The organism is Taibaiella lutea, from assembly GCF_008629695.1.
Taxonomy (GTDB): Bacteria; Bacteroidota; Bacteroidia; order Chitinophagales; family Chitinophagaceae; genus Taibaiella; species Taibaiella lutea.
Genome location: NZ_VWSH01000001.1, coordinates 962,488 through 988,539, shown reverse-complemented (window position 1 = coordinate 988,539; position 26,052 = coordinate 962,488). Strand labels below are relative to the sequence as shown.

General features: G+C 37.8%; 25 protein-coding genes. 14 read left to right on the top strand and 11 right to left on the bottom strand.

Features of this window, described 5'->3' with window-relative positions:
• Positions 1–64: 64 nt before the first annotated feature.
• Together thrS and F0919_RS04195 are read right to left on the bottom strand one after the other, a co-directional pair.
• Positions 65–2,002, bottom strand: coding sequence for a threonine--tRNA ligase (gene thrS / locus F0919_RS04200; protein ID WP_150031459.1), 1,938 nt, complete (start codon positions 2,000–2,002; stop codon positions 65–67).
• A gap of 141 nt (positions 2,003–2,143) precedes the next feature.
• The gene (locus F0919_RS04195) at positions 2,144–3,196 is read right to left on the bottom strand and encodes a T9SS type A sorting domain-containing protein (RefSeq protein WP_150031458.1); all 1,053 of its coding nucleotides are present in this window, start codon (positions 3,194–3,196) and stop codon (positions 2,144–2,146) included.
• 268 nt (positions 3,197–3,464) lie between these two features.
• Between F0919_RS04195 and F0919_RS04190 the strand changes: the two genes are divergently transcribed.
• The 9 genes from F0919_RS04190 (at position 3,465) to F0919_RS04150 (ending at position 11,651) form a co-directional block, all read left to right on the top strand.
• Positions 3,465–4,028: a hypothetical protein gene (locus tag F0919_RS04190; RefSeq protein ID WP_150031457.1), complete on the top strand. Its 564-nt coding sequence runs from the start codon at positions 3,465–3,467 to the stop codon at positions 4,026–4,028.
• Positions 4,029–4,137: 109 nt separating this feature from the next.
• Positions 4,138–5,058: a phosphoribosylaminoimidazolesuccinocarboxamide synthase gene (locus tag F0919_RS04185; protein WP_150031456.1), complete on the top strand. Its 921-nt coding sequence runs from the start codon at positions 4,138–4,140 to the stop codon at positions 5,056–5,058.
• 84 nt (positions 5,059–5,142) lie between these two features.
• The gene (locus F0919_RS04180) at positions 5,143–5,631 is read left to right on the top strand and encodes an asparaginase domain-containing protein (RefSeq protein WP_150031455.1); all 489 of its coding nucleotides are present in this window, start codon (positions 5,143–5,145) and stop codon (positions 5,629–5,631) included.
• Positions 5,632–5,834: 203 nt separating this feature from the next.
• On the top strand, positions 5,835–6,902 hold the full coding sequence (locus F0919_RS04175; RefSeq protein WP_150031454.1) for an EndoS/ChiA family endoglycosidase: 1,068 nt from the start codon (positions 5,835–5,837) through the stop codon (positions 6,900–6,902).
• Positions 6,903–6,964: 62 nt separating this feature from the next.
• Positions 6,965–7,477: a YkgJ family cysteine cluster protein gene (locus F0919_RS04170; protein ID WP_150031453.1), complete on the top strand. Its 513-nt coding sequence runs from the start codon at positions 6,965–6,967 to the stop codon at positions 7,475–7,477.
• A gap of 119 nt (positions 7,478–7,596) precedes the next feature.
• Positions 7,597–8,595 carry a DHH family phosphoesterase gene (locus F0919_RS04165; RefSeq protein WP_150031452.1) on the top strand — a complete coding sequence of 333 codons (999 nt, stop codon included), beginning with the start codon at positions 7,597–7,599 and terminating at the stop codon, positions 8,593–8,595.
• 25 nt (positions 8,596–8,620) lie between these two features.
• Positions 8,621–9,583 carry an FKBP-type peptidyl-prolyl cis-trans isomerase gene (locus F0919_RS04160; RefSeq protein ID WP_150031451.1) on the top strand — a complete coding sequence of 321 codons (963 nt, stop codon included), beginning with the start codon at positions 8,621–8,623 and terminating at the stop codon, positions 9,581–9,583.
• 51 nt (positions 9,584–9,634) lie between these two features.
• Positions 9,635–10,606, top strand: a complete 972-nt coding sequence (locus tag F0919_RS04155) for an FKBP-type peptidyl-prolyl cis-trans isomerase (protein ID WP_190277252.1) — start codon at positions 9,635–9,637, stop codon at positions 10,604–10,606.
• Positions 10,607–10,670: 64 nt separating this feature from the next.
• A complete protein-coding gene (locus F0919_RS04150; protein ID WP_150031449.1) occupies positions 10,671–11,651 on the top strand; it encodes an FKBP-type peptidyl-prolyl cis-trans isomerase in 981 nt (326 codons plus the stop codon).
• A gap of 71 nt (positions 11,652–11,722) precedes the next feature.
• Here the strand turns inward: F0919_RS04150 and F0919_RS04145 are convergent, their stop codons facing one another.
• On the bottom strand, positions 11,723–12,328 hold the full coding sequence (locus F0919_RS04145; RefSeq protein WP_150031448.1) for an SGNH/GDSL hydrolase family protein: 606 nt from the start codon (positions 12,326–12,328) through the stop codon (positions 11,723–11,725).
• Between the two features lie 80 nt (positions 12,329–12,408).
• A complete protein-coding gene (locus F0919_RS04140; protein WP_150031447.1) occupies positions 12,409–13,782 on the bottom strand; it encodes an NAD-dependent succinate-semialdehyde dehydrogenase in 1,374 nt (457 codons plus the stop codon).
• Between the two features lie 199 nt (positions 13,783–13,981).
• Here F0919_RS04140 and F0919_RS04135 point away from each other — a divergent pair, with 199 nt between their 5' ends.
• Together F0919_RS04135 and F0919_RS04130 are read left to right on the top strand one after the other, a co-directional pair.
• Complete coding sequence (locus tag F0919_RS04135; protein WP_150031446.1) at positions 13,982–16,606, top strand: transglutaminase-like domain-containing protein; 2,625 nt, start codon at positions 13,982–13,984, stop codon at positions 16,604–16,606.
• A 174-nt stretch (positions 16,607–16,780) separates the two neighbouring features.
• Positions 16,781–17,083, top strand: a complete 303-nt coding sequence (locus F0919_RS04130; protein WP_150031445.1) for a hypothetical protein — start codon at positions 16,781–16,783, stop codon at positions 17,081–17,083.
• A gap of 55 nt (positions 17,084–17,138) precedes the next feature.
• On the opposite strand, the gene F0919_RS04125 is transcribed toward F0919_RS04130, so the two are convergent.
• A complete protein-coding gene (locus tag F0919_RS04125) occupies positions 17,139–18,320 on the bottom strand; it encodes a serine hydrolase domain-containing protein (RefSeq protein ID WP_150031444.1) in 1,182 nt (393 codons plus the stop codon).
• Positions 18,317–18,934: a hypothetical protein gene (locus F0919_RS04120; protein WP_150031443.1), complete on the bottom strand. Its 618-nt coding sequence runs from the start codon at positions 18,932–18,934 to the stop codon at positions 18,317–18,319. Before F0919_RS04120 ends, F0919_RS04125 begins: the two co-directional genes overlap by 4 nt.
• Positions 18,935–18,994: 60 nt before the next feature.
• Between F0919_RS04120 and F0919_RS04115 the strand changes: the two genes are divergently transcribed.
• From F0919_RS04115 to F0919_RS04105, 3 genes are read left to right on the top strand one after another with little or no spacing between them, the layout of a single operon-like run.
• A complete protein-coding gene (locus F0919_RS04115) occupies positions 18,995–19,669 on the top strand; it encodes a protein-L-isoaspartate(D-aspartate) O-methyltransferase (RefSeq protein WP_150031442.1) in 675 nt (224 codons plus the stop codon).
• 9 nt (positions 19,670–19,678) lie between these two features.
• Positions 19,679–20,224 (top strand): TlpA family protein disulfide reductase, encoded by a 546-nt coding sequence (locus F0919_RS04110; protein WP_150031441.1) that lies wholly within the window; start codon positions 19,679–19,681, stop codon positions 20,222–20,224.
• A 6-nt stretch (positions 20,225–20,230) separates the two neighbouring features.
• Entirely contained in the window at positions 20,231–20,875 is a 645-nt protein-coding gene (locus tag F0919_RS04105) for an ATP-binding cassette domain-containing protein (RefSeq protein WP_150031440.1), read from the top strand.
• Between the two features lie 109 nt (positions 20,876–20,984).
• Here the strand turns inward: F0919_RS04105 and F0919_RS04100 are convergent, their stop codons facing one another.
• From F0919_RS04100 to F0919_RS04080, 5 genes are all read right to left on the bottom strand, one after another.
• On the bottom strand, positions 20,985–21,713 hold the full coding sequence (locus F0919_RS04100; protein WP_150031439.1) for a LytR/AlgR family response regulator transcription factor: 729 nt from the start codon (positions 21,711–21,713) through the stop codon (positions 20,985–20,987).
• Positions 21,714–21,739: 26 nt separating this feature from the next.
• Positions 21,740–22,825, bottom strand: coding sequence for a sensor histidine kinase (locus F0919_RS04095; protein WP_235903454.1), 1,086 nt, complete (start codon positions 22,823–22,825; stop codon positions 21,740–21,742).
• A gap of 44 nt (positions 22,826–22,869) precedes the next feature.
• Positions 22,870–23,682 (bottom strand): LiaF transmembrane domain-containing protein, encoded by an 813-nt coding sequence (locus F0919_RS04090; RefSeq protein ID WP_150031438.1) that lies wholly within the window; start codon positions 23,680–23,682, stop codon positions 22,870–22,872.
• Between the two features lie 177 nt (positions 23,683–23,859).
• The gene (locus tag F0919_RS04085) at positions 23,860–24,990 is read right to left on the bottom strand and encodes a glycosyltransferase (protein ID WP_150031437.1); all 1,131 of its coding nucleotides are present in this window, start codon (positions 24,988–24,990) and stop codon (positions 23,860–23,862) included.
• Positions 24,991–25,043: 53 nt separating this feature from the next.
• A complete protein-coding gene (locus tag F0919_RS04080; protein ID WP_150031436.1) occupies positions 25,044–26,051 on the bottom strand; it encodes a PDDEXK nuclease domain-containing protein in 1,008 nt (335 codons plus the stop codon).
• Between the last annotated feature and the right edge of the window lies 1 nt (position 26,052).

Below are 26,052 nucleotides of genomic sequence, written 5' to 3'. Positions count from 1 at the left end.
AAATAAGACCTAACAACTATTGTTATCAGGTCTTATTGAAGCTTGTTATTTGAAATTTGTGATTCTATTTATCCGTCTTTTCACTTACTTCTTTTATCACTCTCATAGCAAAATCAGCAATAGATTCCACACCTAAATCACCTTGTCCATGACGACGTACAGCTACACTTCTGTCGTTCATTTCTTTTTCACCGATAATAAGCATGTATGGTACTTTCTCTAATTCTGTATCACGGATTAACTTGCCTATTTTTTCATGACGCTCATCGGTTTCTGCCCTGATATCAAGCTTTTTCAATTCTGCTTCCACCTCTTTTGCATAGGACAGGAATTTGTCGGAAATAGGCAACACTTTTACTTGTGTCGGCGCTAACCATAATGGCAAATTACCTCCACAGTGTTCCAAAAGTACCGCCACAAAGCGTTCCATAGAACCGAACGGTGCACGGTGAATCATTACAGGGCGTTTACGGGTATTGTCGCTGTCCACGTATTCCAACTCAAATCTTTCAGGCAAATTGTAATCCACCTGAATGGTTCCCAACTGCCATTTACGACCAATGGCATCGCGTACCATAAAGTCAAGTTTCGGACCGTAGAATGCAGCTTCTCCTTCTTCCTCCACCGTTACCAAACCTTTTTCAGCTGTGGCTTCACGAATGGCATTTTCGGCAATATCCCAATTATGGGTATCACCAATATATTTAGACAGATTGCTGTAATCGCGCAATGAAATCTGTGCAGTGTATTCTGTGAAACCTAATGATTTGAATACATACAATACCAAATCGATTACTTTTTTGAATTCGTCTTTCACCTGGTCAGGACGGCAGAATAGATGCGCATCATCCTGAGTAAAACCACGCACACGGGTCAGGCCATGCAATTCCCCTGCTTGTTCATAACGGTAAACAGTTCCGAATTCTGCAAAACGTACCGGTAAATCTTTGTAAGATTTAGGTGATGTTTTATAAATTTCACAGTGATGCGGGCAGTTCATCGGTTTTAAGAAAAACTCTTCACCTTCATGCGGCGTCTTAATAGACTGAAAACTATCGGCACCGTATTTCTCATAGTGGCCTGAAGTTTTGTATAGATTGATATTTCCGATATGTGGTGTAATTACAGGAAGGTAACCACTTTCAAGCTGTGCTTTCTGTAAGAAATCCTGCAAACGCTGACGCAGCATAGCGCCTTTTGGCAACCACAAAGGCAAACCGCTTCCTACTTTTTCAGAGAAGGCAAACAATTCCAGTTCTTTACCAAGCTTACGGTGGTCACGCTTTTTAGCTTCTTCCAGCATCAGCAAATACTCATCCAGTTCTTTCTGCGCAGGAAAAGTAACGCCGTAAATACGGGTCAACATTTTGTTTTTCTCGTCACCGCGCCAGTAAGCGCCGGCAATATTCGTAAGCTTTATAGCCTTAATAAAACCTGTATTCGGAATATGCGGTCCGCGGCATAAATCGGTAAAATTACCTTGTTGATAGAAAGAGATTTTACCATCTTCCAGACCATCAATCAACTCTAATTTATACTGATCGCCTTTTTCTGTAAAGTATTTAATAGCATCTGCTTTAGATACTTCTGTGCGTTTATATTGTTCTTTTTTGGAAGCGAGTTCCTTAAATTTTTTCTCGATTTTACGCAAATCTTCTTCTTCAATCTTACGGTCGCCTAAATCAATATCGTAATAAAAACCTGTTTCAATGGCAGGGCCGATACCGAATTTCGTTCCCGGAAAAATATCTTCAATTGCTTCAGCCATTAAGTGGGCTGAACTATGCCAGAACGTTGATTTGCCGCCGTCATTGTCCCATGTCAGTAGTTTCAAGGAAGCATCGTTATTAATAGGGCCGAAAGCATCTACCGCAGCACCATTTACTTCTGCGGCCAAAACCTTGCGCGCTAAACCTTCGCTGATGGATTTTGCCACATCGAGAGCCGAAACGCCTGCTTCGTAATCACGAACAGAACCATCGGGTAGTGTAATATGTATCATTTTATAGAGAATTGTAATTTTAAAAGACGCGCAAAGTTAATGTTTTTTGTCTGTGAGAGATGTAAATAAAGGCATATAAACATAAGCAAAAAGGGAAATGACAGCAGCCATTTCCCTTTCATTAACCTTTTTATATTTTTATTATCCTTTTACAAACTTTTTCTGAATAGTACCATTTTCAGTTTGTACATTTAAAATATATAGGCCAGGAGTAAGAGTGGCTGTGTTCAAAGTTTGCTTGTTATTGCCTTGTTTTAACATCGTACTTGTGCTGCTTAGCTGACGACCGGTTATATCGCAAATATTGAAAGTTGCAGTGCAGGATTTTACAACATCCATACTTACAAACAAACTACCCATTGCAGGGTTAGGGAAAATATCCACGCTTGCCGTATTGATCACATCTTCAATTGAAGTAGTGCCATTGTTGGTTTTGCTGGCATTAACAAACTCATATTTGGTTCCGTTTTTCTTCCAGATAACAGTGTAAACACTCATTTTACTTTTTCTCCATGTTGCGTCTGTAATGTTGAAAGTAAAAGTTTTATCAAAGGTTTGATTAGCAGTAACACTGCCGTTGGCAATTTGCTCTCCAAATGACATACCTGTTGACATAGAGCCTCTCAGCACATCATGATGCGCTACAGGACCACTTGCACCGATTGGACCTGATTGTTCCCATACAATGCTATCTTCAACCATATAGGCAGCAAGATAATATTCTCCGGAAGCAGCAGACCAGAACTGAGCTTTTGCATTTACAGTCATTGTGTTACCGCTGATTGTCATTTTATTTGCAGGGCTTGCAACGGGGTCAGTAGCGTCGAAAGTATTGACAGCTCCTGTAAGTGTTGCATTAGTTATTGAACCTGTAGTTATCCCAACTCCATTTACACCAAAGTCAGGAATGCCACCCCAACCCGGGCTTAACCAGGCTGAATTCAAAGCAACAGCATCCGGGCTTGCTAAAGAGTTGTCGCCACCAAAAGACACAAAAACTTCCATAAAAAGCGCTTTGCCTTCTGTTGCTTCACTCACCTCTTTTGCCATATCCCAACCCCATTCACCACAGTAGTAACACTTAACGCCTGTAATTTTATTAATCAGAGCCATTGATTTTTTTTCCGGTGTTTGCGCCAGAACACTGCTTGCTAATAATCCAACACTCAGTAGAGATAAATAGATTTTTTTCATCTGTTCTTGTTTTTTTAGTAATTAAAAAATAATGAGTAGTTACAATTTTTTTTACAAATTAAGCATTATAGGAAAGAGATGTAGTTTTTTTTAATAAAAAATATGTTAATGAGAGTTTACACTTAAATGAGTTCCCGCCTATAAAAAATAATAATGTCGGTTAAGTGTCGTATTGTTATTTATATACTTTCATGTGTTATGTTGTTTTTTTTCTTGTTATTCTGCTTTCAATTTATGGTCATTTCAAATTCATGTTTACTTTTGCGCCATGATTTATTGCTTTCCATTTATAGCAGCTGTAATAGGCTGGATATTTAACCTTGTCTTAATTCAGTATTTGTTTAAAAACGTATTGCCTTCAAAGCTTCCCTCATTAGGCAGTAAGGCCGGTAAATATGTTTCAGACAAAGTCTTTAATATTGATCAATTGGCTTCAAAATTGACCGACCCTCAGCAATTGGAGTCTGTGAGGCCATTTATTGAAGGGCACATCGATCATTTTCTGAATGAAAAGCTGAAAGAGAAAATGCCGACTATAGCCATGTTTATTGGCGAAAAGACAATTGGCATGATGAAAACCGCATTGATGGAGGAAATTGACAGTCTATTGCCCGGCCTTTTAAATAAATTTATAGGTAATCTGGGTAATAAAATGAATTTTGAAAAAGCTTTAACCACTAAGCTGGCAGAAATTCCGGAAGAGAAAATTAGCGCTATTTTAAACGAGAACCTGAAAAGAGAAAAATATTTGTTTCAGGTTTTCGGCGCCATGAGCGGTTTTGTGATAGGATTGATATTAATCGTAATGCTTCATTTTATGGAAAAGCTTTAATTAAACTGTACAGGTTTAAAAAACCTGTACAGTTTCTTGGTTAAGACATTGAGCCAAATATATTACCTTTGCAAACCAAATTTTTTCATATAAAATCATAAATCAGATTATGTTACAGTTGCCAAATCAAACTGCATTTTACAAAGGAAAAGTCCGTGACGTATACACCATTGGCGATAAGCATTTAGCAATGGTTGTAAGTGACCGCATTTCGGCTTTTGATGTTGTTTTGCCACGTCCTATTCCGTTCAAAGGTCAGGTATTGAACCAATTAGCTGCCTACTTTTTAGATGCGACAAAAGACATCGTTCCGAATTGGGTATTGGATGGCTCCTCATTGCCTAATGCAACAGTTGGTTTGAAATGCGAAACATATCCGGTTGAAATGGTGATTCGCGGTAACCTTACGGGCCATGCGTGGAGGACTTACAAAACAGGCGCACGCACGCTTTGTGGTGTTACTTTGCCTGAAGGAATGAAGGAAAATGATTATTTTCCTGAACCGATTCTAACGCCGACTACAAAAGCGCATGAAGGTCATGACGAAGATATTTCACGTGAAGAAATCATTGCACAAGGCTTGGTTTCTGAAAAGGAATACGAGCAATTGGAAAACTACACAAAAGCATTGTTCCAACGTGGCCGCGAAATGGCAAATGAGCGTGGTTTGATTTTAGTGGATACTAAATATGAATTCGGTAAAATTGGTGATACCATTTATTTAATCGATGAAATTCATACGCCCGATTCTTCCCGTTATTTCTACAGTGAAGGTTTTGAAGACCGTCAGGCAAGAGGTGAAGACCAACGTCAGTTATCAAAAGAGTTTGTTCGTGAATGGTTGATGGCCGGTGGTTTCCAGGGGAAAGATGGTCAGCAGGTTCCTGAAATGACAGATGAATTTGTAAATAGCGTAACAGATCGTTACATTGAATTATACGAATATATTTCCGGTAAGAAATTTGTAAAGCAAGCTATTAGTGAAGAAGAATTGCAAAAAGGAATTACAGAGATTATCAGCAAATTTTAATTATACGCAACAGATTTGACAACTTTAAGAAAGTTGTCAAATCTGTTGCTCTTTTTGATAAAAATCTAAACATCTAATATCTAAATGTCCATTCGCATTCTTATTACAGGCGGTACTTTTGATAAAGAGTACGATATGATTAACGGCAAGCTTGATTTTGAAGAAACGCATGTTCCTGAAATGTTGAAGCTTGGCCGCTGTACCGTTGATTGTGAGGTGAGAACGCTTATGATGGTGGATAGTCTGGAAATGACAGAAAATGACAGGGAGTTGATTTTACATAATTGTAAGTCTGTTCCTGAAGAAAGAATTCTGATTACACATGGTACAGATACTATGGGAATTACTGCAGCTTATTTAGCGCAAGCTAAATTGGACAAGACTATTGTAATTACAGGCGCGATGATTCCTTATAAATTCGGTAGTTCTGATGGATTTTTCAATCTTGGTTCTGCACTGGCATTTTTACAAACCTTGCCGCATGGCGTTTACGTTGCGATGAATGGCCGTTATTATAGTTGGGATAATGTCAGAAAAAATAAAAAGACAGGCTATTTTGAAGAATTGAAATAATAAGCTTTCCCATGCCGGGATTTTTTTCTTGTAGTCCTTACAGGTCTTTGACTTGTAAGGACTATTTTTTTAGCTCATACCAGTAACTTTCTGCCTACACATTTGGGTAAATGCCGGAAAAGTGAAAATAAGTTCGTCTACATTTACGTGATATATTAAAAAAGATTTCCGAATAACATTAATTGCTTAAAAAATTATAAAAAATGCAATACGTAAAACAAACTTTAAAATACAATAACCCAAAACGATTCATAAGCGCTATTGCTATAATTTTTTCTTTAGTATTAATTGTTTCCGGCTGTAAAAAAGAACCTAACACGAATAACAACAATAATAATAACAACAATAACAACAATAATAACAACAACAATAATAACTCTCACGGAACTATCCTTGATTATAAGAATAGCAATCATAAGTTGTTCGTAGGTTTTTTGGTAGGCGATGGAAATGATCCTTATAATGGATATAATCCTGCTAATGCCCCTGACAGTATCGATTACCTTGAATTCTTTGCAGGCAAAGACTCTGTTCAGTCTCATTGGCGCACTGCACAGGCTAAGGGAACTAAAATCGTGGTTTGCCATTTCCTTGCAGATGCTTATTACGACGGCGCTTCAAACGATCCTAATGCGGGAGATAATGATTACACTCCCGGAGGTAACAGAAGCTATAAACATTGGGCTAAAAATATGTATAACCAACATATTGTTCAGGAAGGCCTGGATGGAATTGATTTGGATGTAGAAAGCGGAACATTTGGTGGCGGTGTAGGACATAATGCTGCTAATGGTGATAGTCTTATAACTGCTGTAGCACGATATTTCGGCCCTAATAGTACTGCGGGCCTGACTACAGCCGGCAAAAAACCTACTTTCTTCTATGATACGGATGGTACCGGCGGCTTTGAAACACAGATGTGTATCAACCACAAGTCTGACTTTGATAATATTTTGTTTCAATCTTACACAACAGGAAACCATGCCTGGCACGGTTCCGGTTCTGCAAGCTTTGGTTCATTAGTAACAACTTACGGTTCGGATAAGCTTATTTTTCTTGTTAATGGCGATAGCTTTACATATCCTGACGGCCACGAAGATGTTGCAGGTGGCGATGCCAAAGCAACTGCCGATTTATATGATTATGCAAATTGGGTTAAAGCCAATGGCGGAGCAGGTATCGGAGCATACAGAATGAGCCGTGATTATAATCATACACCACAATTTGGTGTCAGCAGAAAAGCAATACAAATTATGAATCCTGCTCCATAAAAGGATCTCAGCGGTTTATAAATCTGACATGAGATTTTTAAATTATCTTTGCTTATTCAAAAATGAGTAAAGATAAAATCATTCCCGCAACGGTACAGGATTCCGATATACAGAATTATCAGAAGATCGCCAAAGAACATCAAAAATCTTATCGTGATTTCTTAAAGCGTGCTGATAAAAATAAAACACTTGCAAAGCTGCCTGCATTGCATGAAGAGGCATTCAGTAAAATAGATTGCCTTCAATGTGCCAATTGCTGTAAAAACTATTCTCCGCGTTTCAAAATGCCGGATATCAAGCGTATTTCAAAGCGTTTGAGAATGAAGGAAACCGTTTTTATAGATACTTATTTAAAAATGGATGATGACGGTGATTATGTAGTGACTACACATCCATGTCCTTTTTTAGGAGCAGATAATTATTGCAGTATTTACGAAGACCGCCCGCGCGATTGCGAACGTTATCCTTATACGGATGAAGATATTTTATTAAAACAGCCTAATCTTACTTTAAAGAATGCTACTTGCTGTCCTGCCGTTTTTTATGTGATGGAACGATTATCAGAAACGAAATAATGAAAAATCGTGATTTTGGTCATGGTAATCAAAAAATCAATCTCCGGACATTTTTTGTTTTACATTTGCTACCCTGCCGGGTTACATCGTTTTTGTAACACAGGCACTGTATAACATTTATGAAAAACATCCGTGAAGCATTACCTCTTCTTCAAGAGCCGAAAAAAATATTTATTACTACTCACCATAAACCTGATGGCGACGCACTTGGCTCTACTTTGGGTTTGTATCATTTCCTGATTCAACAGGGACATAAGCCTACTGTAGTATCGCCTTCTGAAGTGCCTGATTTTTTAATGTGGATGCCGGGAATTGACACGGTATTGAATTTTGAATCGGAACCTAAGCAGGCTTTAAAAGTATTGACAGAAGCGGATTTGATATTTTGCCTGGATTTCAATAATCTTTCCCGTATCAAATCAATGGAAGAGCCGCTGGCTTCGGCTTCACAGCCCAAAATATTAATAGATCATCATCTAAGGCCCGATGAAGTAAGCTTTGCTTATGGTATGAGCGAACCTGAGAAAAGTTCTACCTGTGAAATGGTATATGATTTCATTCAGATTGCAGGAGGAGAAAAATATATAAATAATGAGGTCAGCCAATGTCTTTACACAGGCCTGATGACCGATACAGGCTCTTTCCGTTTCCCTATTACAACTGCTGCTGTTCATGAAATGATTGCCGATTTAAAACATCGCGGATTGGATCATGCTATCATCCACCAACATATTTATGACAGCTGGAGTGCCGAGCGTATGCGTTTTCTGGGTTATGTCCTGTATGAAAAAATGCAGATTTTTCCTGAACAAAATATCGGTATTATTGCACTTTCTTTGGAAGATCAAAGCAAATTCAAGATATCGACGGGAGACACGGAAGGAATGGTGAATTATCCTTTGAGCATTGAATCTGTCACCATGGCTGTACTGCTTACAGAGAAGAAAGATGAAGTACGGATGTCTTTCAGAAGCAAAGGAGCTATTGATGTCAGCACGTTTGCCGGCACAAATTTCAATGGGGGCGGGCATTTCAATGCAGCAGGTGGCCGTTCCAAAGATTCACTGGAAGTAACTTTGAAAAAATTAAAAGAACTTTTAAATATCCCGTTAAATTAAAAACAGACTCAGAGATTTTAATATTATGCAGAAATTAAAATTCACATTAGGTACAATTGGTTGTGTGGCAATGGCCGCGCTTGCTTCATGTAATAACCACTCAAACGATGAGGCAGGAAAGACAAATGAGGCTACGGCAACAATGACAGAAGCCACAGTAAGCCATCCTGCTGCTGACGATTCTTTATTTGTAAAAGATGGTTCCGGCCTGGATTGTAAATGGGTTACACACGGAACGGGTACGCAAACTCCTGCTTTGGGAGATATTGCAGAGTTGAGAGTTGTTTTTAAAATCGGAGACAGCGTATTGGCTAATACAAATGTTCAAAATGAAAACAAGCCTGTTCAACAACAAATTACAGCGCCTTCCATGCAAGGTGATTTAATGTCGGGATTGGTAAAAATGAAAGTCGGCGATAGTGCTGTATTCAGAATGCTTGCCGATACGTTCTTTGCAAGAGTGCATCAGCACATGGTACCTTGGTCAAAACCGGGCGATTACATTGTCTGGCAGGTAAAAATGGAAAATATTATGACCAAAGCGCAGATGGATGCAGAAATGGCGAAAAGGAATAAAGGCCAGAATGATATTGACGATAAAAAACTGCAGGCCTATTTTAAAGCACATAACATTACGAATGCAAAGAAAACTGCATCAGGAATGTATTATACTGTTAGTAAACCGGGAAGCGGTGCACACCCTAAAGAAGGCCAGTCAGCAACGGTAAATTATACAGGGCAAAACTTAAAAGGAGAAAAATTCGACTCGAGTGTTGATCCTGCATTCCATCACGTTGAACCCTATACTTTTACAATCGGTCAGGGTGTAATTCAAGGCTGGAGTCAGGCTGTGCCATTGATGAACAAAGGTATGAAGGCAACCTTTTATATTCCTTCCAGTCTTGCTTACGGCGCTCAACAAAGAGATGAGAAAATCGGAGCTAATGAAGTATTGATTTTTGATATTGAATTACTGAATTTTAAATAAGGGTTTTTCTTCAGTAGAATTTTTGGTTATCTATCTATGAATGGTATGCGTATGTCGAAAAAAAGTAACACCTTATTATTGTCAGTCATTTTTATTGCCGGAACGGCAAAGGCCCAGCAAAAATCAGATTTTCTTATAAAGGAATCAGTTGTTTCGAAAAGTGATTCCGTTTCAAAACCAGCAGTACAGAAACGGTTGCAAGCTGTAGTTGATCCTGGTTTTACCATAGATTCTACCGGCTTGGATTATAAATGGATTACACGTGGTACAGATACGCAAACCGCCAGAGTAGGTGATTTCGGTGAAATGAATGTTGTATTCAAAATAGGCGATACAATAATGATAAATACGCTGGAAATGAATAACCACATGCCGGTTCCGCAACAATTTCAGGCACCAAGTATGAAAGGTGATTTAATGGGTGGTTTGTTGAAAATGAAAGCGGGCGATAGTGTTGTTTTCAGGATGTTGATGGATACTTTAGCCGAAAGAGCGAATCAACCTAAACCTAATTGGGTAAAGCCGGGCGATTATGCAACATGGGAAGTGAAAATGGTGAGCATCAAAACAAAAGACCAAATGGAAGCCGCCACTCTTGAAAAAGAAAACAGGCAATTGGCGATTGATGATAAAATATTGACAGAATATTTTAAATCGCACAAAATTCAGAATGTAAAGAAAACGGCTTCCGGACTTTATTACACGATTTTAAAACAGGGCTCGGGTACTTTGCCAAAAACAGGACAACGGGTAACGGTTAATTATACAGGAAAGCGGTTGGATGGAGTAAAATTTGATTCAAATGTAGAACCTGCTTTTAATCATGTGGAACCATTCAGTTTTTTATTAGGTAAACGGAACGTTATAAAAGGTTGGGATGAAGCAATAGCTTTGATGAAGAAAGGAACGAAGGCCACATTCTATATCCCTTCGACACTTGCTTATGGCGACCGTAATGGTGATGAGAAAATCCCACCTAATTCTATATTGATTTTTGATATAGAGTTGTTAAGTTTTAAATAGTTGATAATTATATACACATGGCATCTTATATTGCCGATTCAAAAAAATAAAAATTTTATTCAGCATGTTAAAAAAGTATAGTTCGCTTATCCTGGCCTCTGGCATTTTGATGCTGGCGCAACAGGGAAATGCACAAACAGCCAGGAAAAGTACAGCGAAAAAAGCACCTGCAAAGACAGCAAGCGTTGCCGGAACCGGTTACACTAAAGGTGAAAACAGCCTTGACTATAAAGTATTAAAGCATGGCACCGGTCTTGTTACACCACAAATAGGTGATGTTGTAGAAGCTCATATTATCCAGAAAGTTGGTGATAGTGTGGTTATGAACACCGTTATCAATAATGGTGGCAACCCTGTGTCGTTCAAATGTCAGGAAGTTCCTGTAAAAGGTGATTTAATGGAAGGTATCAGGAAAATGAAAGTGGGCGACAGTACGATTTTCAGAATTCCATTAGATACTATAGTTACAAGGTATAACCAACCTCGTCCGACTTGGGCAAAAAAAGATGCCAACTTATTTTGGATTGTGAAATTGATGAGCATCAAGCCAAAAGCTCAGGTAGAGGCCGAAGAAAAGATACAACAGGAACAACAGTCGAAAATGATGGCATCTGCTGATTCTATGAAAAGTGTTCAGGCAGACATCGACGATAAATTAATTCAGGAATATTTAGCAAAGAATAATATTAAAGGCGCTAAAAAAACAGCTTCAGGATTGTATTACGTAATGGAGAAGCAAGGCGAGGGACCCAATGCAATGCCAGGTCAAAAAGCCACTGTAAATTATACAGGTCAGAATATGCAAGGCGAAAAGTTTGATTCAAATGTTGATCCTGCATTTAACCATGTAAGTCCTTTTGAATTTAATGTAGGTCAGCACATGGTAATTCAAGGTTGGGACGAAGGTTTTTCATTGTTAAATAAAGGTTCAAAAGCAACATTGTACATTCCATCCGGTATGGCTTATGGGCCAAATGCAAGAGCGGCGCAGATTCCTGCAAATGCCATCCTGATTTTTGATGTTGAATTGCTTGATATCAAATAATATTATAAAATTATTTTCCCAAAAGGAGAGGCCAGGTTATAAAAACCTGGCCTCTCCTTTTTTTATATTTCTTAATCTATTTTTTCAGCTATTGATTTTGCCAGTTTTTCTGACCAAATCTTATATTCTTTTGCAGCATAATGAAGTTTGTCGGGCGTCAGGTATGATTCATCCAAACCATTGATGCGTGTGCTTTCCGTAATTTCTACGTAATTGCAGGAAAGAGAAAGTGTTACCTCTTTATTGACCTTATTATAGGCATCTATCTGCTTCGCAATGACAACCCTATCTTTCCCCTCAGCAAAAGGTGTAACGCCCCAATCAGGAATGGATAAAACAAAAACATGACTCATTCTCCCGTTGGCAAAAGCAATCGCCTGATTTAATAAATCCCTGAATTCCGTTTCGTAATTTTCGGTATCACGACCACGATATTGATTATTAACACCAATCAATAATGTTACAATATCAAAATGCTCTTGTATTTTTTCTTCCTTGATGGCTGCGTTTAACTCGTCTGTGGTCCATCCCGTTACTGCAATAATTTTTGGCTCAACGATTTCAATATTATATTTGTTTTTCAATATTGCAGTGGTCTGATGAGGGAAGTTTTCTTCAGCGGCTACTTGTTCACCAATGGTATAGGAATCTCCCAAAGCAAGATATGTAAGCTTCATTATTTTTAGTATTTGATCATCGCAAATATAATCCGCCTTTTCAGATTTGTCAACTTTTCAAAAATTCAGCAAATAATGTACTATCTGACAAAAATAGTCTTGATGTTTACAAATTCCCTTAAACCGTAATAACTTAATTCTCTTCCGTATCCACTTTGTTTAATACCTCCAAAAGGAAGTCTCGCATCGGAACGGACAAAATCATTGACGAATATACTGCCGGCCTGTAACTGTTCTTCAGCAATGCTTTCAGCCCTTTTTATATCTCTTGAAAATATTGCCCCACCTAAACCAAATACAGAATCGTTTGCTATTCTGATAGCATCAGCTTCATCCTGCGCTTCGATGATTGCTGCCACGGGCCCGAATAATTCTTCATCGTATGCGGGCATGCCTTTTTTTACATTCGTTAAAACAGTTGGAGGGTAAAAAGCGCCTTCTTCTTCCGGAATAAAGCCACCACAAAGTATTTTAGCGCCTTTTGAAACACTGTCCATAACCTGTTGATGCAACTGGTCGCGCAAATCATGTCTTGCCAATGGCCCTACAGTTGTGGAAGTATTCATAGGGTCGCCGTATTTTCTTTGCTCCATTAAAGCCACCATTTGTGTCTGGAATGTGCCAATCACTTTTTTGTCAACCACAAAACGTTTTGCAGAAATACAGCTCTGCCCTGAATTATTCAGCCTTGATGTAACACATACTTCAACTGCGTTTTTCAAATCCGCATCTTCCAAAACAACATAAGCATCGCTGCCGCCTAATTCCAATACTTGTTTTTTGAGATGTTTGCCTGCAAGTTCAGCTACTTTGCTGCCACCGGAAGTGCTGCCGGTAAAGGTTACGGCGTTTATAAGTCTGTGCGCAATAACTTCTTCCATTTCAGAAGATGGTACAATAATGGTTTGAAAAAGATATTCGGGTAAGCCTGCTTCCTTTATTATATTTTCAATTGCCAATGCACAACCTGTAACATTGGATGCATGTTTGAGCACCATGGAATTACCAGCCATCAAAATAGGGCCTAATGCACGAAATACCTGCCAGTAAGGGAAATTCCAGGGCATAATAGCAAGAACAGTGCCTAAGGGCTGGAAACTTACAAAGCTTTTCTGAGCCTCAGTTTCAACCATTTCCCGTTCCAGGAAACCGGGTCCCTTGTCAGCATAATAATGAAGGGTTGTTGCACTCTTTTCTAATTCAGTAACACTTTGAATATATGGCTTACCCATTTCAATGGTTGCCATTTCCGCCAGAGACTTTTTATTCTTCTGTAAATAATCACCTAATGCTTTCAGGTAAGCTGCGCGCTGACGGACCGAAACCTTACTCCATTTTTCAAATGCCTTATGAGCATTTTCCAATTTAAATTTTATGATGGTTTTGGTATCTATATTATATTGTTTTATTTCCTTTCCATTATAAGGATTAATGGAGCTGATGGTATTAGTCATTATGTTCCGATTTTGATACTGTAAAGGTACTAACAGTGAGTCATTTAAAAGGTTGAAACACAGATTTTCGGATTGTATTTTACAATGTAACTATTGAAAAATGATTTTTGCCTGTTCCGCTTTTGAAGAATGAATGTAGAAGTATTGCAATGTTAAAATTACTTTTTTGCGACTTAGGATATGCTTATATTTGACTATTATGCGTATACAGAGAGCCACACCTGTTAATGACCTTTTGGCAAGGATTATTTTTCTGTTAGTTCCCACATTGCTGGTTTGCTATTTCTTGTTGTGGAATGCCAATCAGTATTATACTATTTTGAATAATCAGGTGTGGCAACAAACTTTATATGTTGCAGCCGGAATGTGTGGGGCTGCTGTTTTATATGGTTTCCGTTTCAGGTTTCTGCCAACAATTGCCTTGCTTTATTTAGGTTTTTATCTTGTGTATAAAGGGTTGGATGCAATTAGCATAGGCGAGTTTGATTTCTTCTTCATTTCTGTTCAATTCAAAGTCTTTACTATTACGTTTTTGTTTGGTTGGATATTGGCTTATGGTTTTATCAGGCTGCGCTTCTTCTCCATATTTATAGCGGCTTTGTTTTTGGGTTGTTGCATTCTGCTGATTTCGAGACGTAGCGAAATGTTTTTTCCTGACAGCAATAAAGACCTGTTATTGCAATTTGCGAGTGTTGTCGCGCCCATTATATTGTTTTCAGTCTATATCATTTTTACATCTGAACTAATCAGGAGTTATAAAGATAAAAATCAAAGTTTCTGGTGGTATATAACAAGGCGATTGTTGTTGTTTGCAGGGCTTTGTGTCTTATTGTTGGGCATAGTTATTTTCTTGAATCAGAAAGAAATTAAAGAGACGATTGCCGAATATGGCGGTGGCGGCAAAGATGGTAAAAACAGCATGCTGAAAAAGAACAAGGATAATACCTTTGATTTACAGCAATACACCAAATTACGCGGTAGTCTGGGACGCAGTAATGAATTGCTTTTTGCTGCACATATCAATAACTTCTTTCCCGATTCAGATGTTCCCAATCCGCTTTATTTAACGGCTTTCTATTATTCAAAGTTCGATACGTTAACAGAAACATTTGAAAGAGACAAACATATTCCTGCAAATGATTTGTATGAACCTGATCCTTCTCAGATTCCCTTGTTTTTTCCCAAACAAGATTCAAGTGTGCTGAAATATGCCTTGACAGAACATTTTAGAAAAACAATTGAAATTGAAGTTTATAAAAAGGAATTATCTGCCAGCTCATTTATTGCGCCCAGCACTTCTTTTTTTGTTCAACCGATTACAATCGAAAAAGACTTTCAGCATGAATTCAGGTCTGCTTACAGGGCCAAAAGCTATATATCCGAATTGAACAGTGCTTACTTTGTTTATAATGCCGATGAACCACAAGTACGTAAGTTTCAGGAACAGCGGTTTGAGATATTACGTAAAGTCAGTGGTTATGCCGGTGTAGATGCTGCATTGATGAAGTATTATACTTACATGCCTTCCGATGCTAAATTTAACCGCATTAAAAGATTGGCAGATTCGATCGCCAAAGGTGTACAATTACCTGTGGATAAAGTTCTGGCAATAAGGGATTATTTTTTAGGGAAAGATGAAAACGGGAAACCTATTTATTCTTATACCGACAATCCGGGTGTTCCTGATATTCCCGATGCTTCTAAATTGCAGTATTTTCTGTTTGAAAACAAGAAAGGTTATTGTGCTTATTATGCGGGGGCAACCTTGTTTATGTTACGTGCATTGGGCATTCCTTCGCGCATTACAGTCGGCTTTATGACTGTTGACAGAAGTAATAAAAATAAAGGGTGGTATTGGTATTATGCAGACCAGGCACATGCCTGGGTGCAGGTTTATTTCCCGGGTTATGGCTGGCTGGATTTTGACACCACAGTCGGTAATGATGATGCCCAGCAAAGTCCTGCTCCCGATGGAACACCGCCGATGCAGCCACCTAAAGCCTATTTGGCCGGAGACGGGCTTGTAACTTCTGTTGATACTGCAGGTAAATTGGTGTCACTGAAAATGTCAAGAATGGTGTATCATGACAAAGAATACAACTTGCAGCAACCGGTTCAGGTAAGCCTGGATGTTAGTATCGCATCTATTGTGAAAGATAGTACAGATGTGGCTTTAAGCGAATTACAAAATGGAGATAGTATAACCGCAGTCAGCTATGCCGAGGTTTTCAAAAACCTGACGCCGGCAAATAGCGAAACGGGCATTGCATTGATAAAACGCTTTCCAAGCCCCGAACCGATTGATGAAATTCATATCAAACGCAGCTTTAAGCAAAAGGAAAATAATACAGCGCCAAAAGAAACTATAGAAAGAGCAACTAACTGGAAAGCAATTGCAATTGCTTCTTTGGCTGTAGTCTTGTTTATAATTATCGTGATATTATTGTTGCCAAGGTTTATTTACGGATACTTCAAAATGAGAAATAATCTGTCGAAAAATACACAGCAAAAAGCTTACTGGTCTTATCGTTCCGCAGGATTTTATGTGCATCAACTGGGATATTTTAAAGAACAAAATACAGCCTTGCAACATGCTCAGTTTATTGATAAAACTTTTGACACAAACTTTGCTTCCTTTATGGTTGTTTATCTTAAAATGAAATATGCCAAACAAGCGCTCACGCAGCAGGAGGAAAATATTGTTCAAAAATTTTTACCTGCATTTATTTCCAGGTTGAAAACTCAAATAAGTGCAGGGTACAGGTTTAAGGCTTTCTTTAAAGTCTTTAGAAGTATTGCATTCTTTGGAGTGGGAGAGGAGTGATGATAGCTTGATTTCCACAGGTTCTGAAGCTTGTTAATTTTTAAAAGTTGACAAACTTCAAAACCTATAGTCTATTTGTGGCTGGCTGTGCTGATATAAAAGCTTCAAAATGAAAAAAATATTTCTTGTTTCCTTTTCCTTTTTTTTCATCTCTTGCACGTCAACCGAGTATTTGTGAAATTCAAGAATGATTGTCCCGAAAAATTTATGAATCTTCAGGTCAATGTACTTGGTGAAAAGTTTCAGTTTGAAAATCTGGAAAGCGGAGAAAGCACAAAATTCATTAAAGTGAGCAAGACCTATTCTTACTGCTTTATAAGGGCAATAACCCCAAAAGATACAATCGCTTTTTTACCTATTGATTATTATGGCGAACGGCTTTATACCACTGGTAAAATTGTTATGAAAATAACAATGGAAAAAGGTGAAGGCGGTATTAAAAGGCTGAACATTAAGTCAAAACGACCAATGCTTTGATGAATAGAAATGCATTGCAATCGAAATGTATTTCTATGTTTTCTTTCAATTTTAATCAATTTTCCATCATCGCATCCACAACTTCCTTCCTTAATTCATAAAAAGCCGGACGCAATTTGCTATCGCCGTCTGTTCCGTAATTCACAATCAAAACCATCACTTGTTTGCTTTCCGGAAAATAATCAAGGTCGGCGCTATAAGCTAAGTCACGGCCACGGTGTCCGTAGCTATATTCATTATTTGACCTGCCAATAAAATCTTTCATAGTTCCCGCACCTAATAACCTGTCACTTTCAGGTTCTGATTTAGGGTTGAAATCAAGCATCTGATTTAAAGAATTTTCATTAACCAAGGTTTTCTGGATAAATAAAGCATCAATGAAAGTCAGTAAGTCAAAAACGTTGGAATATAAACCTGTATAGCCATTGCCACTGCCGGTATTGTAACTTGATAAATTTTCTATATTGCCGTTGTTGTATAAATCATAATAGCCTTGTGCTATTTTTCCTTCCGGTAATGCGTCATGATAAAAATAATAAGTATTGGGTAATTGCAGCTTGTCGATTACTTTCTCATGCAATAAATCCCAATGGGGTTTGCCACCTATTTTGTCAATTATCATACTAAGTAACAATGTATTTGTGTTGGAATATTCAGGTCCTGTTCCAGGCTGGAACACCGCATCTTTGCCTCTTACAAATTCAAGGATATCCATTTGTGTCCTGTGTTTCGGAGGATTGTTCAATACATCCAGATAGAAATTATTGTCTTCAATCACATCATATATTCCGGAATTGTGTGTAAGTAATTGACGTACGGTTACATCATTCGCATTCGCAATGTCTTTTAATTGCGTCGCATCCAGATAAGTATTGATAGGCGCATCTATATTCAATTTTCCTTCTTCTGAAAGTTTGAAAGCCAATGTTGCCATGAAGATCTTGGTAATACTTGCTACTTTGGCTATATGGCAAGGTTGCATTAAAATGCCTTTATCAATATCAGCCATGCCGGACGCACCCGCCCAGGTGCCGTTGGAATCTCTTACCAGTAAAGTGATGCCCGGCAAACCTTGTGCTGTGAATTTATCAATAACAGCTTGGAATTTTTCAGCTTTCGGATGAGGAGGAAATGAAGGCGTATTGCAAACTTGTGTTGCCTCAATCGTTTTTTTACTGCAAGCAGCTATTGTAAAAAACATTCCGCTTAATGCTATAATGTAGATAATGTGCTTCATATTTTGTGACAGCAATCCTGCCCTTTTTTAAATGTATAGACAATCCCTAAGTGCAATGCTGCATTGGGTAACAACGGAACATACTTATTTACAAATGGTGTCTGCATCCAGAATTGGTATTGAAGGAAAATTCTTAGCGGTAATTGTTGTTTTGTCTGAAAGTTATAACCTGCATCGATAGAAGCAGTTGCCATTAACTGCGGCCTGCCCCAATTTGCTTTCTTTACATACCGGCCATTTTTAAATTTGAATTGCTGCACATCTGCAAAAGAATGCAAGTAGCCCACACCCAGCAACCCTTCTGCATAGAAACCTGTATTTGTTTTATATCTGTAGCCAAATTCAGAATAAAGCTGAATGGCATGTTGATTGAATTGATGATAAAAATAACCTAACTTGAATGTTTGTATAAAATCATGTTTAGTTGCTGATTTGTAAAGATGATAAGTGCCGATATCAAAGCCCGGATGAATTGTTTTGCTGAATACACCCAATATCCCGCTTCCGGGTAAGGAAGTGCCGTTATTGAAGACACTTATAGAAATGGGGATTTCCGTCTGTTGTGCAGATGCAGATAAACAGATGAAACATAAGGGTGTAAAATATTTGAGCATTTGCGCTTTCTAATTTAATAACGGCTAATTTAAGTCATTCCTGTAAATTATCTTTGCAGTATGTTACATCGAAAGGAAAAGGAAGACAGTTTTATGCACAAGGGCATGCGAAAGCAGCTCATTGAAGAGTTACGCGAAAAAGGTATTAAAGATGAAGCCGTTTTAGAAGCCATGAACCGCATCCCGCGTCATTTTTTCCTGGATCCTGCTTTTGAAAGGATTGCTTATGAAGATCGTGCATTTCCTATTTTATCAGGGCAGACTATTTCACAACCTTACACCGTTGCTTACCAAACACAGTTTCTTGAAGTGAAGAAAATGGATAAAGTTTTAGAAATAGGAACAGGAAGTGCTTATCAGGCTTGTGTTTTGGCCGAATTGGGCGCATGGGTTTTTACTATAGAAAGACAAAAACAATTATTCGATCATAACAATGCATTTCCTTATCTGAAAAATTATCCTCAGCTGAAGCGCTTTTATGGCGATGGTTTTCAGGGATTGCCTTCTTATGGCCCGTTTGACAAGGTAATTATTACCGCCGCCGCTCCTTATGTTCCACCTAAACTGATTGAACAAATGAAAGTAGGTGGTATTATGATTATCCCCGTTGATACAGATATTGAAGGAAATGTGCAACAGATGCGGCGTATCATAAAAACAACAGATGGCTACGATGAAGAAATTTTAGACAATTTTAGTTTCGTGCCAATGCTTAATGGCAGGGAAAGAAATTAATTTATAAATATGAAACAGTTTACGCTTATTGTAATTGCATTGAACTTATGTATGTCTGTTTTTTCCTTTGGACAGCAAGAGAAAAAGCTTTCATGGAATGATCAGTTCATAATGGAAAAGAAAGAAAAGCCTTATCCGGAAAGAGATAGCTTTGTTACGCTTAATCAGAAAAACTACAATTTCAATAAGAAAAACCGTCCAGCTTTCGTTTATATAAGTTCCGAATCCTGTTTGCCATGTAAGTATGAATTGCCTTTGTACATTGAAGCCTGCAAGCAATATCCGCAATTCGATTTTGTATATTTTGATACCGATTTGGATGGAGTAGATACTGCTGTGATCATAAAAAAGTTTGGAGACGACCTTAACCTGCCCAATCTGTATGTAATGTATGAACCGTATGCCTATTTTTACGACAGGCACTTGTTTTATGGTTTCCCTACAAAATATTTTGTTGGTAGCGATGGAATTGTGAAAGATGTTCAACTGGGTGGTTGGATGGATAAAGTAAAAGTATTGGCCGAATGGCAACCTGTTTTATCGAAGCTACAATAAAATATTATGCAGTTACAATTAGAGAATATTATTCCTGAACCGCTGAAAAGCCGCATGGATGCACAGTATTCTGATGTTTGGGGAAAACAACAGAAGATAGAAGCCGGTGAAAAGATTTTTTTTCAGGCACCGTCGGGAAAAGGAAAATCTACTTTTATGCATATCCTTTATGGTTTGCGAAATGATTATGATGGTGTTGCGCTCTGGAATCAAAAAGATACAAAGAAAAATAATGATGAAACCTGGGCTGAACTCCGAAGCAACGATTTGAGCATTGTATTTCAGGATTTACGTCTGTTTGGTGATCTGACCGTCGAAGAAAATATTGCTATTAAACAAACACTGACCGGTTCTGTTTCTATGGAACAGGCAAAACAATGGTTAGAGCAATTAGGTTTGGATGGTAAATGGAATCAACGGGCCGAAACACTTTCTTATGGCGAAAGACAGCGCGTTGCAATAATCAGAAGCTTACTGCAACCTTTTAAATGGTTGTTGTTAGACGAGCCTTTCAGTCATTTAGATAATGACAATACACAGAAAGCTGCAAGCCTTATCAGAAATCGTGTTGAAGAATTAAATGCCGGAATGATGGTTGTTGATCTGGAGGATAATGATTGGTTTCCTTATACGAGAAAAATGATATTGTAGATTGGTTAAATATTCACCGTTGGATTATTTGTTCCTAAATTCGGATATAAAAACAAACGCTGCGAATTGGTTTTCGCAGCGTTTGTTTTTACGTCTAATATCTAAACCTCTATATCCCCAAAACCGCTTTCAGTTTAGCATAGCCGGTTCTGCTCACCGGAATTTTTACATTGTTTCTCAGTATTACGCAATAGCTTTCCTTCTCATAAAGTTCTACTTTATGAATATGCTGAACATTGACAATATAAGAACGATGTACACGCACAAATTGATGTGAAGGTAATTGCGCTTCGAAATGCGCCATGCGCTGATGTTTCAGGAAATATTTATCAGCAGTAGTAACTTTTACATAATCGTCGGCAGCTTCAATATACATTACATCAGGTAATGGAATGATTTTTATATGTCCTCCGTCTTTTACTACTATTCTTTGTGATTGCTCCGGAAGCTGCAGTTGGCGGACATCTGTTGCTGTTTCTGTTCCGCCTGTTATTTGATTGCGGACTTTATCCAAAGCCTTTTTCAACCTTTCTGTGCTTAAAGGTTTTAATAAATAATCCAGTGCGTTTACTTCAAATGCTTTCAATGCGTATTCATCGTAAGCGGTAGTAAAAATTACCTTGGGTGGGTTTTCCAATAGTTCCAATAATTCAAATCCTGTAATTTTAGGCATCTGAATATCAAGGAAGATCAAATCCGGTTGATGTTCCTGAATGGCTTTTAATCCTTCAAAACCATCGTTGCAACTTGCCACGATTTCTATATCCTTCTCATCTTCCAAAAGCTCTGCCAATAAAGACCTTGCTAATGGTTCATCATCAATTAATATTGTTTTCATCTTCGGTTTATTTGAAAATTGAATTATTATATCTGGCTTCCCGCATCTTTTGGAACGACAGGTATTTTTATAGAAGCTTCAAAGAACTTCATGGTTTTATCTTCTGCCGTCAGTTCTTTTGTGCCGTTTATTACTGTTAATAAATCGTTCCTCGCAAACAGCAAATAAAGCCTTCTTCTTACAGATTCCAGGCCAAAGCCCGTTCCTTTAGTATTCACTGCATCAGGATCATAAGGATTGGTTATGACGAATGTAAATTGATTATTGGCCAGTGTTCCGTTTATGGTAATGTTCACTTGTCCTGTAGTTCCGTATAAGCCATATTTAATAGCGTTTTCAACCAAAGGTTGCAACAGGAAGGGTGGTATTTTTGCCTCCAGGCAATCTGCATGAATACTTTCTTCAATAGTCAGTCTATGTCCGAATCTTACCTGTTCAATGCTCAAATAAATACGTAAGTCATCCAGTTCTTCCTGAATCGTTATAAGGTCATTGTCTTCTTTTTTAAGTGTATGTCTTAAAAATTCGGAAAGCTGTTGCACCATTACTCTCGCCTGCTTAGGTTCCTTTCCTATCAGGGCATTGATGGAGTTAAGACTGTTAAACAAAAAGTGCGGGTGTAACTGTTGCCGTAATTTAAACAGTTCCGCTTCTTTCCTTAATTGTAAACTATGTTGCTCCTGCTCGGTAAAGGAATCTTGTTTTATAAGATGTTTTACAAACTGGTTTATGAGACTGTAATCACAAATCAGAATCCATCCTATCAGGCCTCTTATATAAAAAGTATCATTCCAGAATTTTGCATAAGCTTCGTTGTTAAAAGAATGCTTTAATGTCCATTGAGAGAGAAACAGCCATGCTGCAGTTAATCCGAATCCTTGCGCACCAACGATTCCGTAACGGGCAATTACCGGCACATAAGAACTGAATCCATACTCCAGAAACATAAAAATGCCATATAAAAGCATATTTGTTCCTAATGCATCAGCCAGTGCAATATCAACAGGAAATTCTTTGAATGAACATAGCCAGTAGAATTGCCCCGTGCTAATAGTCAATAGCAGGATAGCAGCGCTCAGCCTAAGGTTCAATGGTTTGAAATAATGTGCCAATAAATGAGTGGTTAGTGTATTTCAATTGTGATGGTGCAGGAGTACTAATAGCTTTTGATTTCTATACCGCCAAATACTATATCGCCTTTCAGTATCAAGGTCTTTCCTGATTCGCTTATGTTGTTTGTTACAGCCCTTCTGTCTTCTATTCCACCAAAAACAACAGACATTTCATTTTTTAGGTTCCAGTTGGATGGGATGATAATATCCACTCCGCCGAATATTACTGAAACGTCAATAATGGCAGTTCCTTCAAAATCAGCCTGTGTGAAATTTATTTGCGCGCCGCCAAATACGCTCGATATGGTGCCTCCTTTAAAGTCCTTTGAAAATACGTTTCTTTCAATGCTGCCAAAAATAGAACTCACATTTAGTATATCTTCTGATGAATCGGTTGTTTCTTCTAAAGCCTTCTTGATATCTTCATGTTGCCAGGGCTTGAATCTCCCTTTAAATTTTTGATTATTGCATTGCCTGTTACGTTTTATAGTTATAAAAATACCAAGAAGAATAAGGCCTACGGGAATAATGAAAGGTTTCAGGTTAAGACCTATCAGGTCATTTTCTTCCAATAGAAAATACAGGCCTACTGCACCCATAATTACCCAACCCGGATTTCGGAACCGGCTTTTAATTGCCGTTATCAAAGCAATGCCGATAAGCAATACCGGCCATGTAAAAAACCACGTCGGAAATAGTACTGCTGTTTGAGGTATTCTGTTCAATAAAAACAGCACGCCTATAATAATAAGGACTATGCCTCCTGTTTTGTCGTTTGTGTGGTGTCTCATGCGTCTGAAGCGTCTGTGTTGTTCCCGCTTCATCTGCCTGAAATCTCTTCTCTCCTCGTTTTCCATTTTATTTTATTTTGTTAATACAAAAGTAGAAGTACTTGATTTCATAGATTATAAGCTTTCGATAAAGCGGGGGAAATTTTCGGTAAATGGTATTTAAACGGTTCTAAATTTAATATTATTAATTGAAAGCGCAAATCAGGAGCTTTATTCACCGATAATTAACACTGAAAGCAAGGTTTAAATATCCTTGAATAGCTTCAGGATGTTATCTGTAAAATAATGCCATGAATAACGCTTTTTCTCTTCTTTAATATTTTCAGAAAAGTCGGAAGCTTTGTTTTCTTTATAGAATTTTATAATTGCATCCGCAATCGCATTCTTATCAACATCCGTTACAAAGCCAACTTTGTTGTCAGGGACAATTTCAGGAAGCCCGCCAACATTTGTTACAATCATAGGTTTTTCAAAATGATAGGCAATCTGCGAAATGCCGCTTTGAGTCGCTGTTCTATATGGTTGAACCACTACATCGGCTGCTGAAAAATAGTTACGGACTTCTTCGTTAGGAATAAAATCAGTGAATAAATGAAGCCTGTCCTGAATGCCCAAACGGTTAATTATTTCATCATAATAATCTTTGTCGCCATAATACTCTCCGGCCACAATCAATTTGATGTTTTCCTGTTTCATTCTCGGGTCTGCCATAGCTTCCAGTAAAATATCAAGTCCCTTGTATTTTCTGATATAACCAAAGAAAAGAATATACCTTCCTTCATTCGCAATTTGAAGCTTTTCCCTGGCTACTTGCTTATCCATTAAATCACCATAATTATCGTAAACCGGATGCGGGGAAAACAAGGCCGGTTTGTTTTTTTCGAAAGTTCTTAAATCATCCATTACCTGGTGACTCATGCTGATAAACGCATCAACAGGCTTCAGGAAGTATTTGGTGAAAGCTGCATCTCCCGCTCGTTTTTCGTGCGGAATTACATTGTCCAAAATACTGATGACTTTGGTATGTTTATTTTGTTTCGCCCCTCTTAAGACTTTGCCAAACGAAGGCCCCATAAACGGAAGCCAGAATTTTATAAGTATTAAATCGGCTTTTTCCCTTTTTAAAATTTGTGCTGTTTTTATCCAGGTTAACGGATTAACCGAACTTAATGATTGCTGAATCTTTAAATCCTTTGGTGCCGCCTCTGTAGAATATTGTGATTTACCCGGAAACAGAAAGCCCGGGTACTGCAAAGTGAATGTAATGATTTTTACTTCATGCCCTTGCTCCAGCAAAGCATAAGCCAATCTTTCATTGAAAGATGCAAGGCCTCCTTTAAAAGGATAAGCGGTTCCTATGATTATGATTTTCAAATGAATGACGTTTTATTTCACCAAAAATGGAATTCCTTTCCTTGATGATTATATTAGTTACTTTCTTCCATTATCTCTTTTACTTTCTCCTCTAATAGTTTTTGATTCGGTAAATAAAGCTGATATTTTGAAACGAAAATTTTGTTAGAAAGGCCGCCTGTGGCATATTTTACAAGATATTCATGTTTGTCGGCAGCAATGATTATTCCAATTGGCTCATTATCTCCTTCAACATTTTCTTCTTCTTTGAAATAATTCAGATAAAAGTTCATTTGACCAATGTCATTATGCTTTACTTTCCTGATTTTAAGGTCGATTAGAATAAAACACTTTAAAATGCGGTGGTAGAAAACCAGGTCAATGAAATTGTGCTCATTGTCTATCGTAATTTTGAATTGTTTTGCAATGAATGAAAATCCCTTGCCTAACTCTAATAAGAAATGTTGCAGGTTATTGATGAGTTTGTTTTCTAAATCACGCTCTTTAGTAATAACTTGGTGTGATATATTGAGGAATTCGAAAATGTAAGGGTCTTTTATGACATCGTTTGGTTCGGATATTTCCTGCCCATCTGTGGCAAGTTTAATTATTCCTTCTCTGTCTTTACTTAAAGCTAATCGTTGAAACAATGCTGAATCAATTTGACGTTTCATTTCCCTATAACTCCAGTTTTCCTTAAGGGCCTGCTTCTCATAAAAGCTTCTCGCCAGATCATCTGAAATAGTTATCAATTCTCCATAATGGCTCCAGCTTAATTTTCCAGACAGTGTCTGGAAAATTGGATATTTGATAAAAAATTGCCGGAAGAGATAGATATTGCTTTTGCTAAAACCTCTGCCATATTTATTCTTCAGATCTTTTGAGAGGTTTGTCAGCAATGCGCTTCCATACTCTGCCTTTTCATTTCCTTTTTGTTCATATTCAACTATTTGTCTGCCAATTTCCCAATTTGCTTTTACTAATTCTATATTAATTGCCCTGATGGCATTCTCCCTTGCTTTAATCAAGGAAGAACCTATATTATTAATAAGATTGTAATATTCGGAGTTTGCTGAATTCATT

What these genes read in the sequence shown, in the direction of transcription:
- F0919_RS04090 (WP_150031438.1), bottom strand. Translation starts at nt 23,682, where the DNA reads ATGGAAAACGAGGAGAGAAGAGATTTCAGGCAGATGAAGCGGGAACAA.
- F0919_RS04105 (WP_150031440.1), top strand. Translation starts at nt 20,231, where the DNA reads ATGCAGTTACAATTAGAGAATATTATTCCTGAACCGCTGAAAAGCCGC.
- F0919_RS04160 (WP_150031451.1), top strand. Translation starts at nt 8,621, where the DNA reads ATGCAGAAATTAAAATTCACATTAGGTACAATTGGTTGTGTGGCAATG.
- F0919_RS04145 (WP_150031448.1), bottom strand. Translation starts at nt 12,328, where the DNA reads ATGAAGCTTACATATCTTGCTTTGGGAGATTCCTATACCATTGGTGAA.
- F0919_RS04110 (WP_150031441.1), top strand. Translation starts at nt 19,679, where the DNA reads ATGAAACAGTTTACGCTTATTGTAATTGCATTGAACTTATGTATGTCT.
- F0919_RS04125 (WP_150031444.1), bottom strand. Translation starts at nt 18,320, where the DNA reads ATGAAGCACATTATCTACATTATAGCATTAAGCGGAATGTTTTTTACA.
- thrS (WP_150031459.1), bottom strand. Translation starts at nt 2,002, where the DNA reads ATGATACATATTACACTACCCGATGGTTCTGTTCGTGATTACGAAGCA.
- F0919_RS04195 (WP_150031458.1), bottom strand. Translation starts at nt 3,196, where the DNA reads ATGAAAAAAATCTATTTATCTCTACTGAGTGTTGGATTATTAGCAAGC.
- F0919_RS04165 (WP_150031452.1), top strand. Translation starts at nt 7,597, where the DNA reads ATGAAAAACATCCGTGAAGCATTACCTCTTCTTCAAGAGCCGAAAAAA.
- F0919_RS04185 (WP_150031456.1), top strand. Translation starts at nt 4,138, where the DNA reads ATGTTACAGTTGCCAAATCAAACTGCATTTTACAAAGGAAAAGTCCGT.
- F0919_RS04190 (WP_150031457.1), top strand. Translation starts at nt 3,465, where the DNA reads ATGATTTATTGCTTTCCATTTATAGCAGCTGTAATAGGCTGGATATTT.
- F0919_RS04150 (WP_150031449.1), top strand. Translation starts at nt 10,671, where the DNA reads ATGTTAAAAAAGTATAGTTCGCTTATCCTGGCCTCTGGCATTTTGATG.
- F0919_RS04080 (WP_150031436.1), bottom strand. Translation starts at nt 26,051, where the DNA reads ATGAATTCAGCAAACTCCGAATATTACAATCTTATTAATAATATAGGT.
- F0919_RS04175 (WP_150031454.1), top strand. Translation starts at nt 5,835, where the DNA reads ATGCAATACGTAAAACAAACTTTAAAATACAATAACCCAAAACGATTC.
- F0919_RS04170 (WP_150031453.1), top strand. Translation starts at nt 6,965, where the DNA reads ATGAGTAAAGATAAAATCATTCCCGCAACGGTACAGGATTCCGATATA.
- F0919_RS04100 (WP_150031439.1), bottom strand. Translation starts at nt 21,713, where the DNA reads ATGAAAACAATATTAATTGATGATGAACCATTAGCAAGGTCTTTATTG.
- F0919_RS04155 (WP_190277252.1), top strand. Translation starts at nt 9,635, where the DNA reads ATGTCGAAAAAAAGTAACACCTTATTATTGTCAGTCATTTTTATTGCC.
- F0919_RS04135 (WP_150031446.1), top strand. Translation starts at nt 13,982, where the DNA reads ATGCGTATACAGAGAGCCACACCTGTTAATGACCTTTTGGCAAGGATT.
- F0919_RS04120 (WP_150031443.1), bottom strand. Translation starts at nt 18,934, where the DNA reads ATGCTCAAATATTTTACACCCTTATGTTTCATCTGTTTATCTGCATCT.
- F0919_RS04180 (WP_150031455.1), top strand. Translation starts at nt 5,143, where the DNA reads ATGTCCATTCGCATTCTTATTACAGGCGGTACTTTTGATAAAGAGTAC.
- F0919_RS04115 (WP_150031442.1), top strand. Translation starts at nt 18,995, where the DNA reads ATGTTACATCGAAAGGAAAAGGAAGACAGTTTTATGCACAAGGGCATG.
- F0919_RS04140 (WP_150031447.1), bottom strand. Translation starts at nt 13,782, where the DNA reads ATGACTAATACCATCAGCTCCATTAATCCTTATAATGGAAAGGAAATA.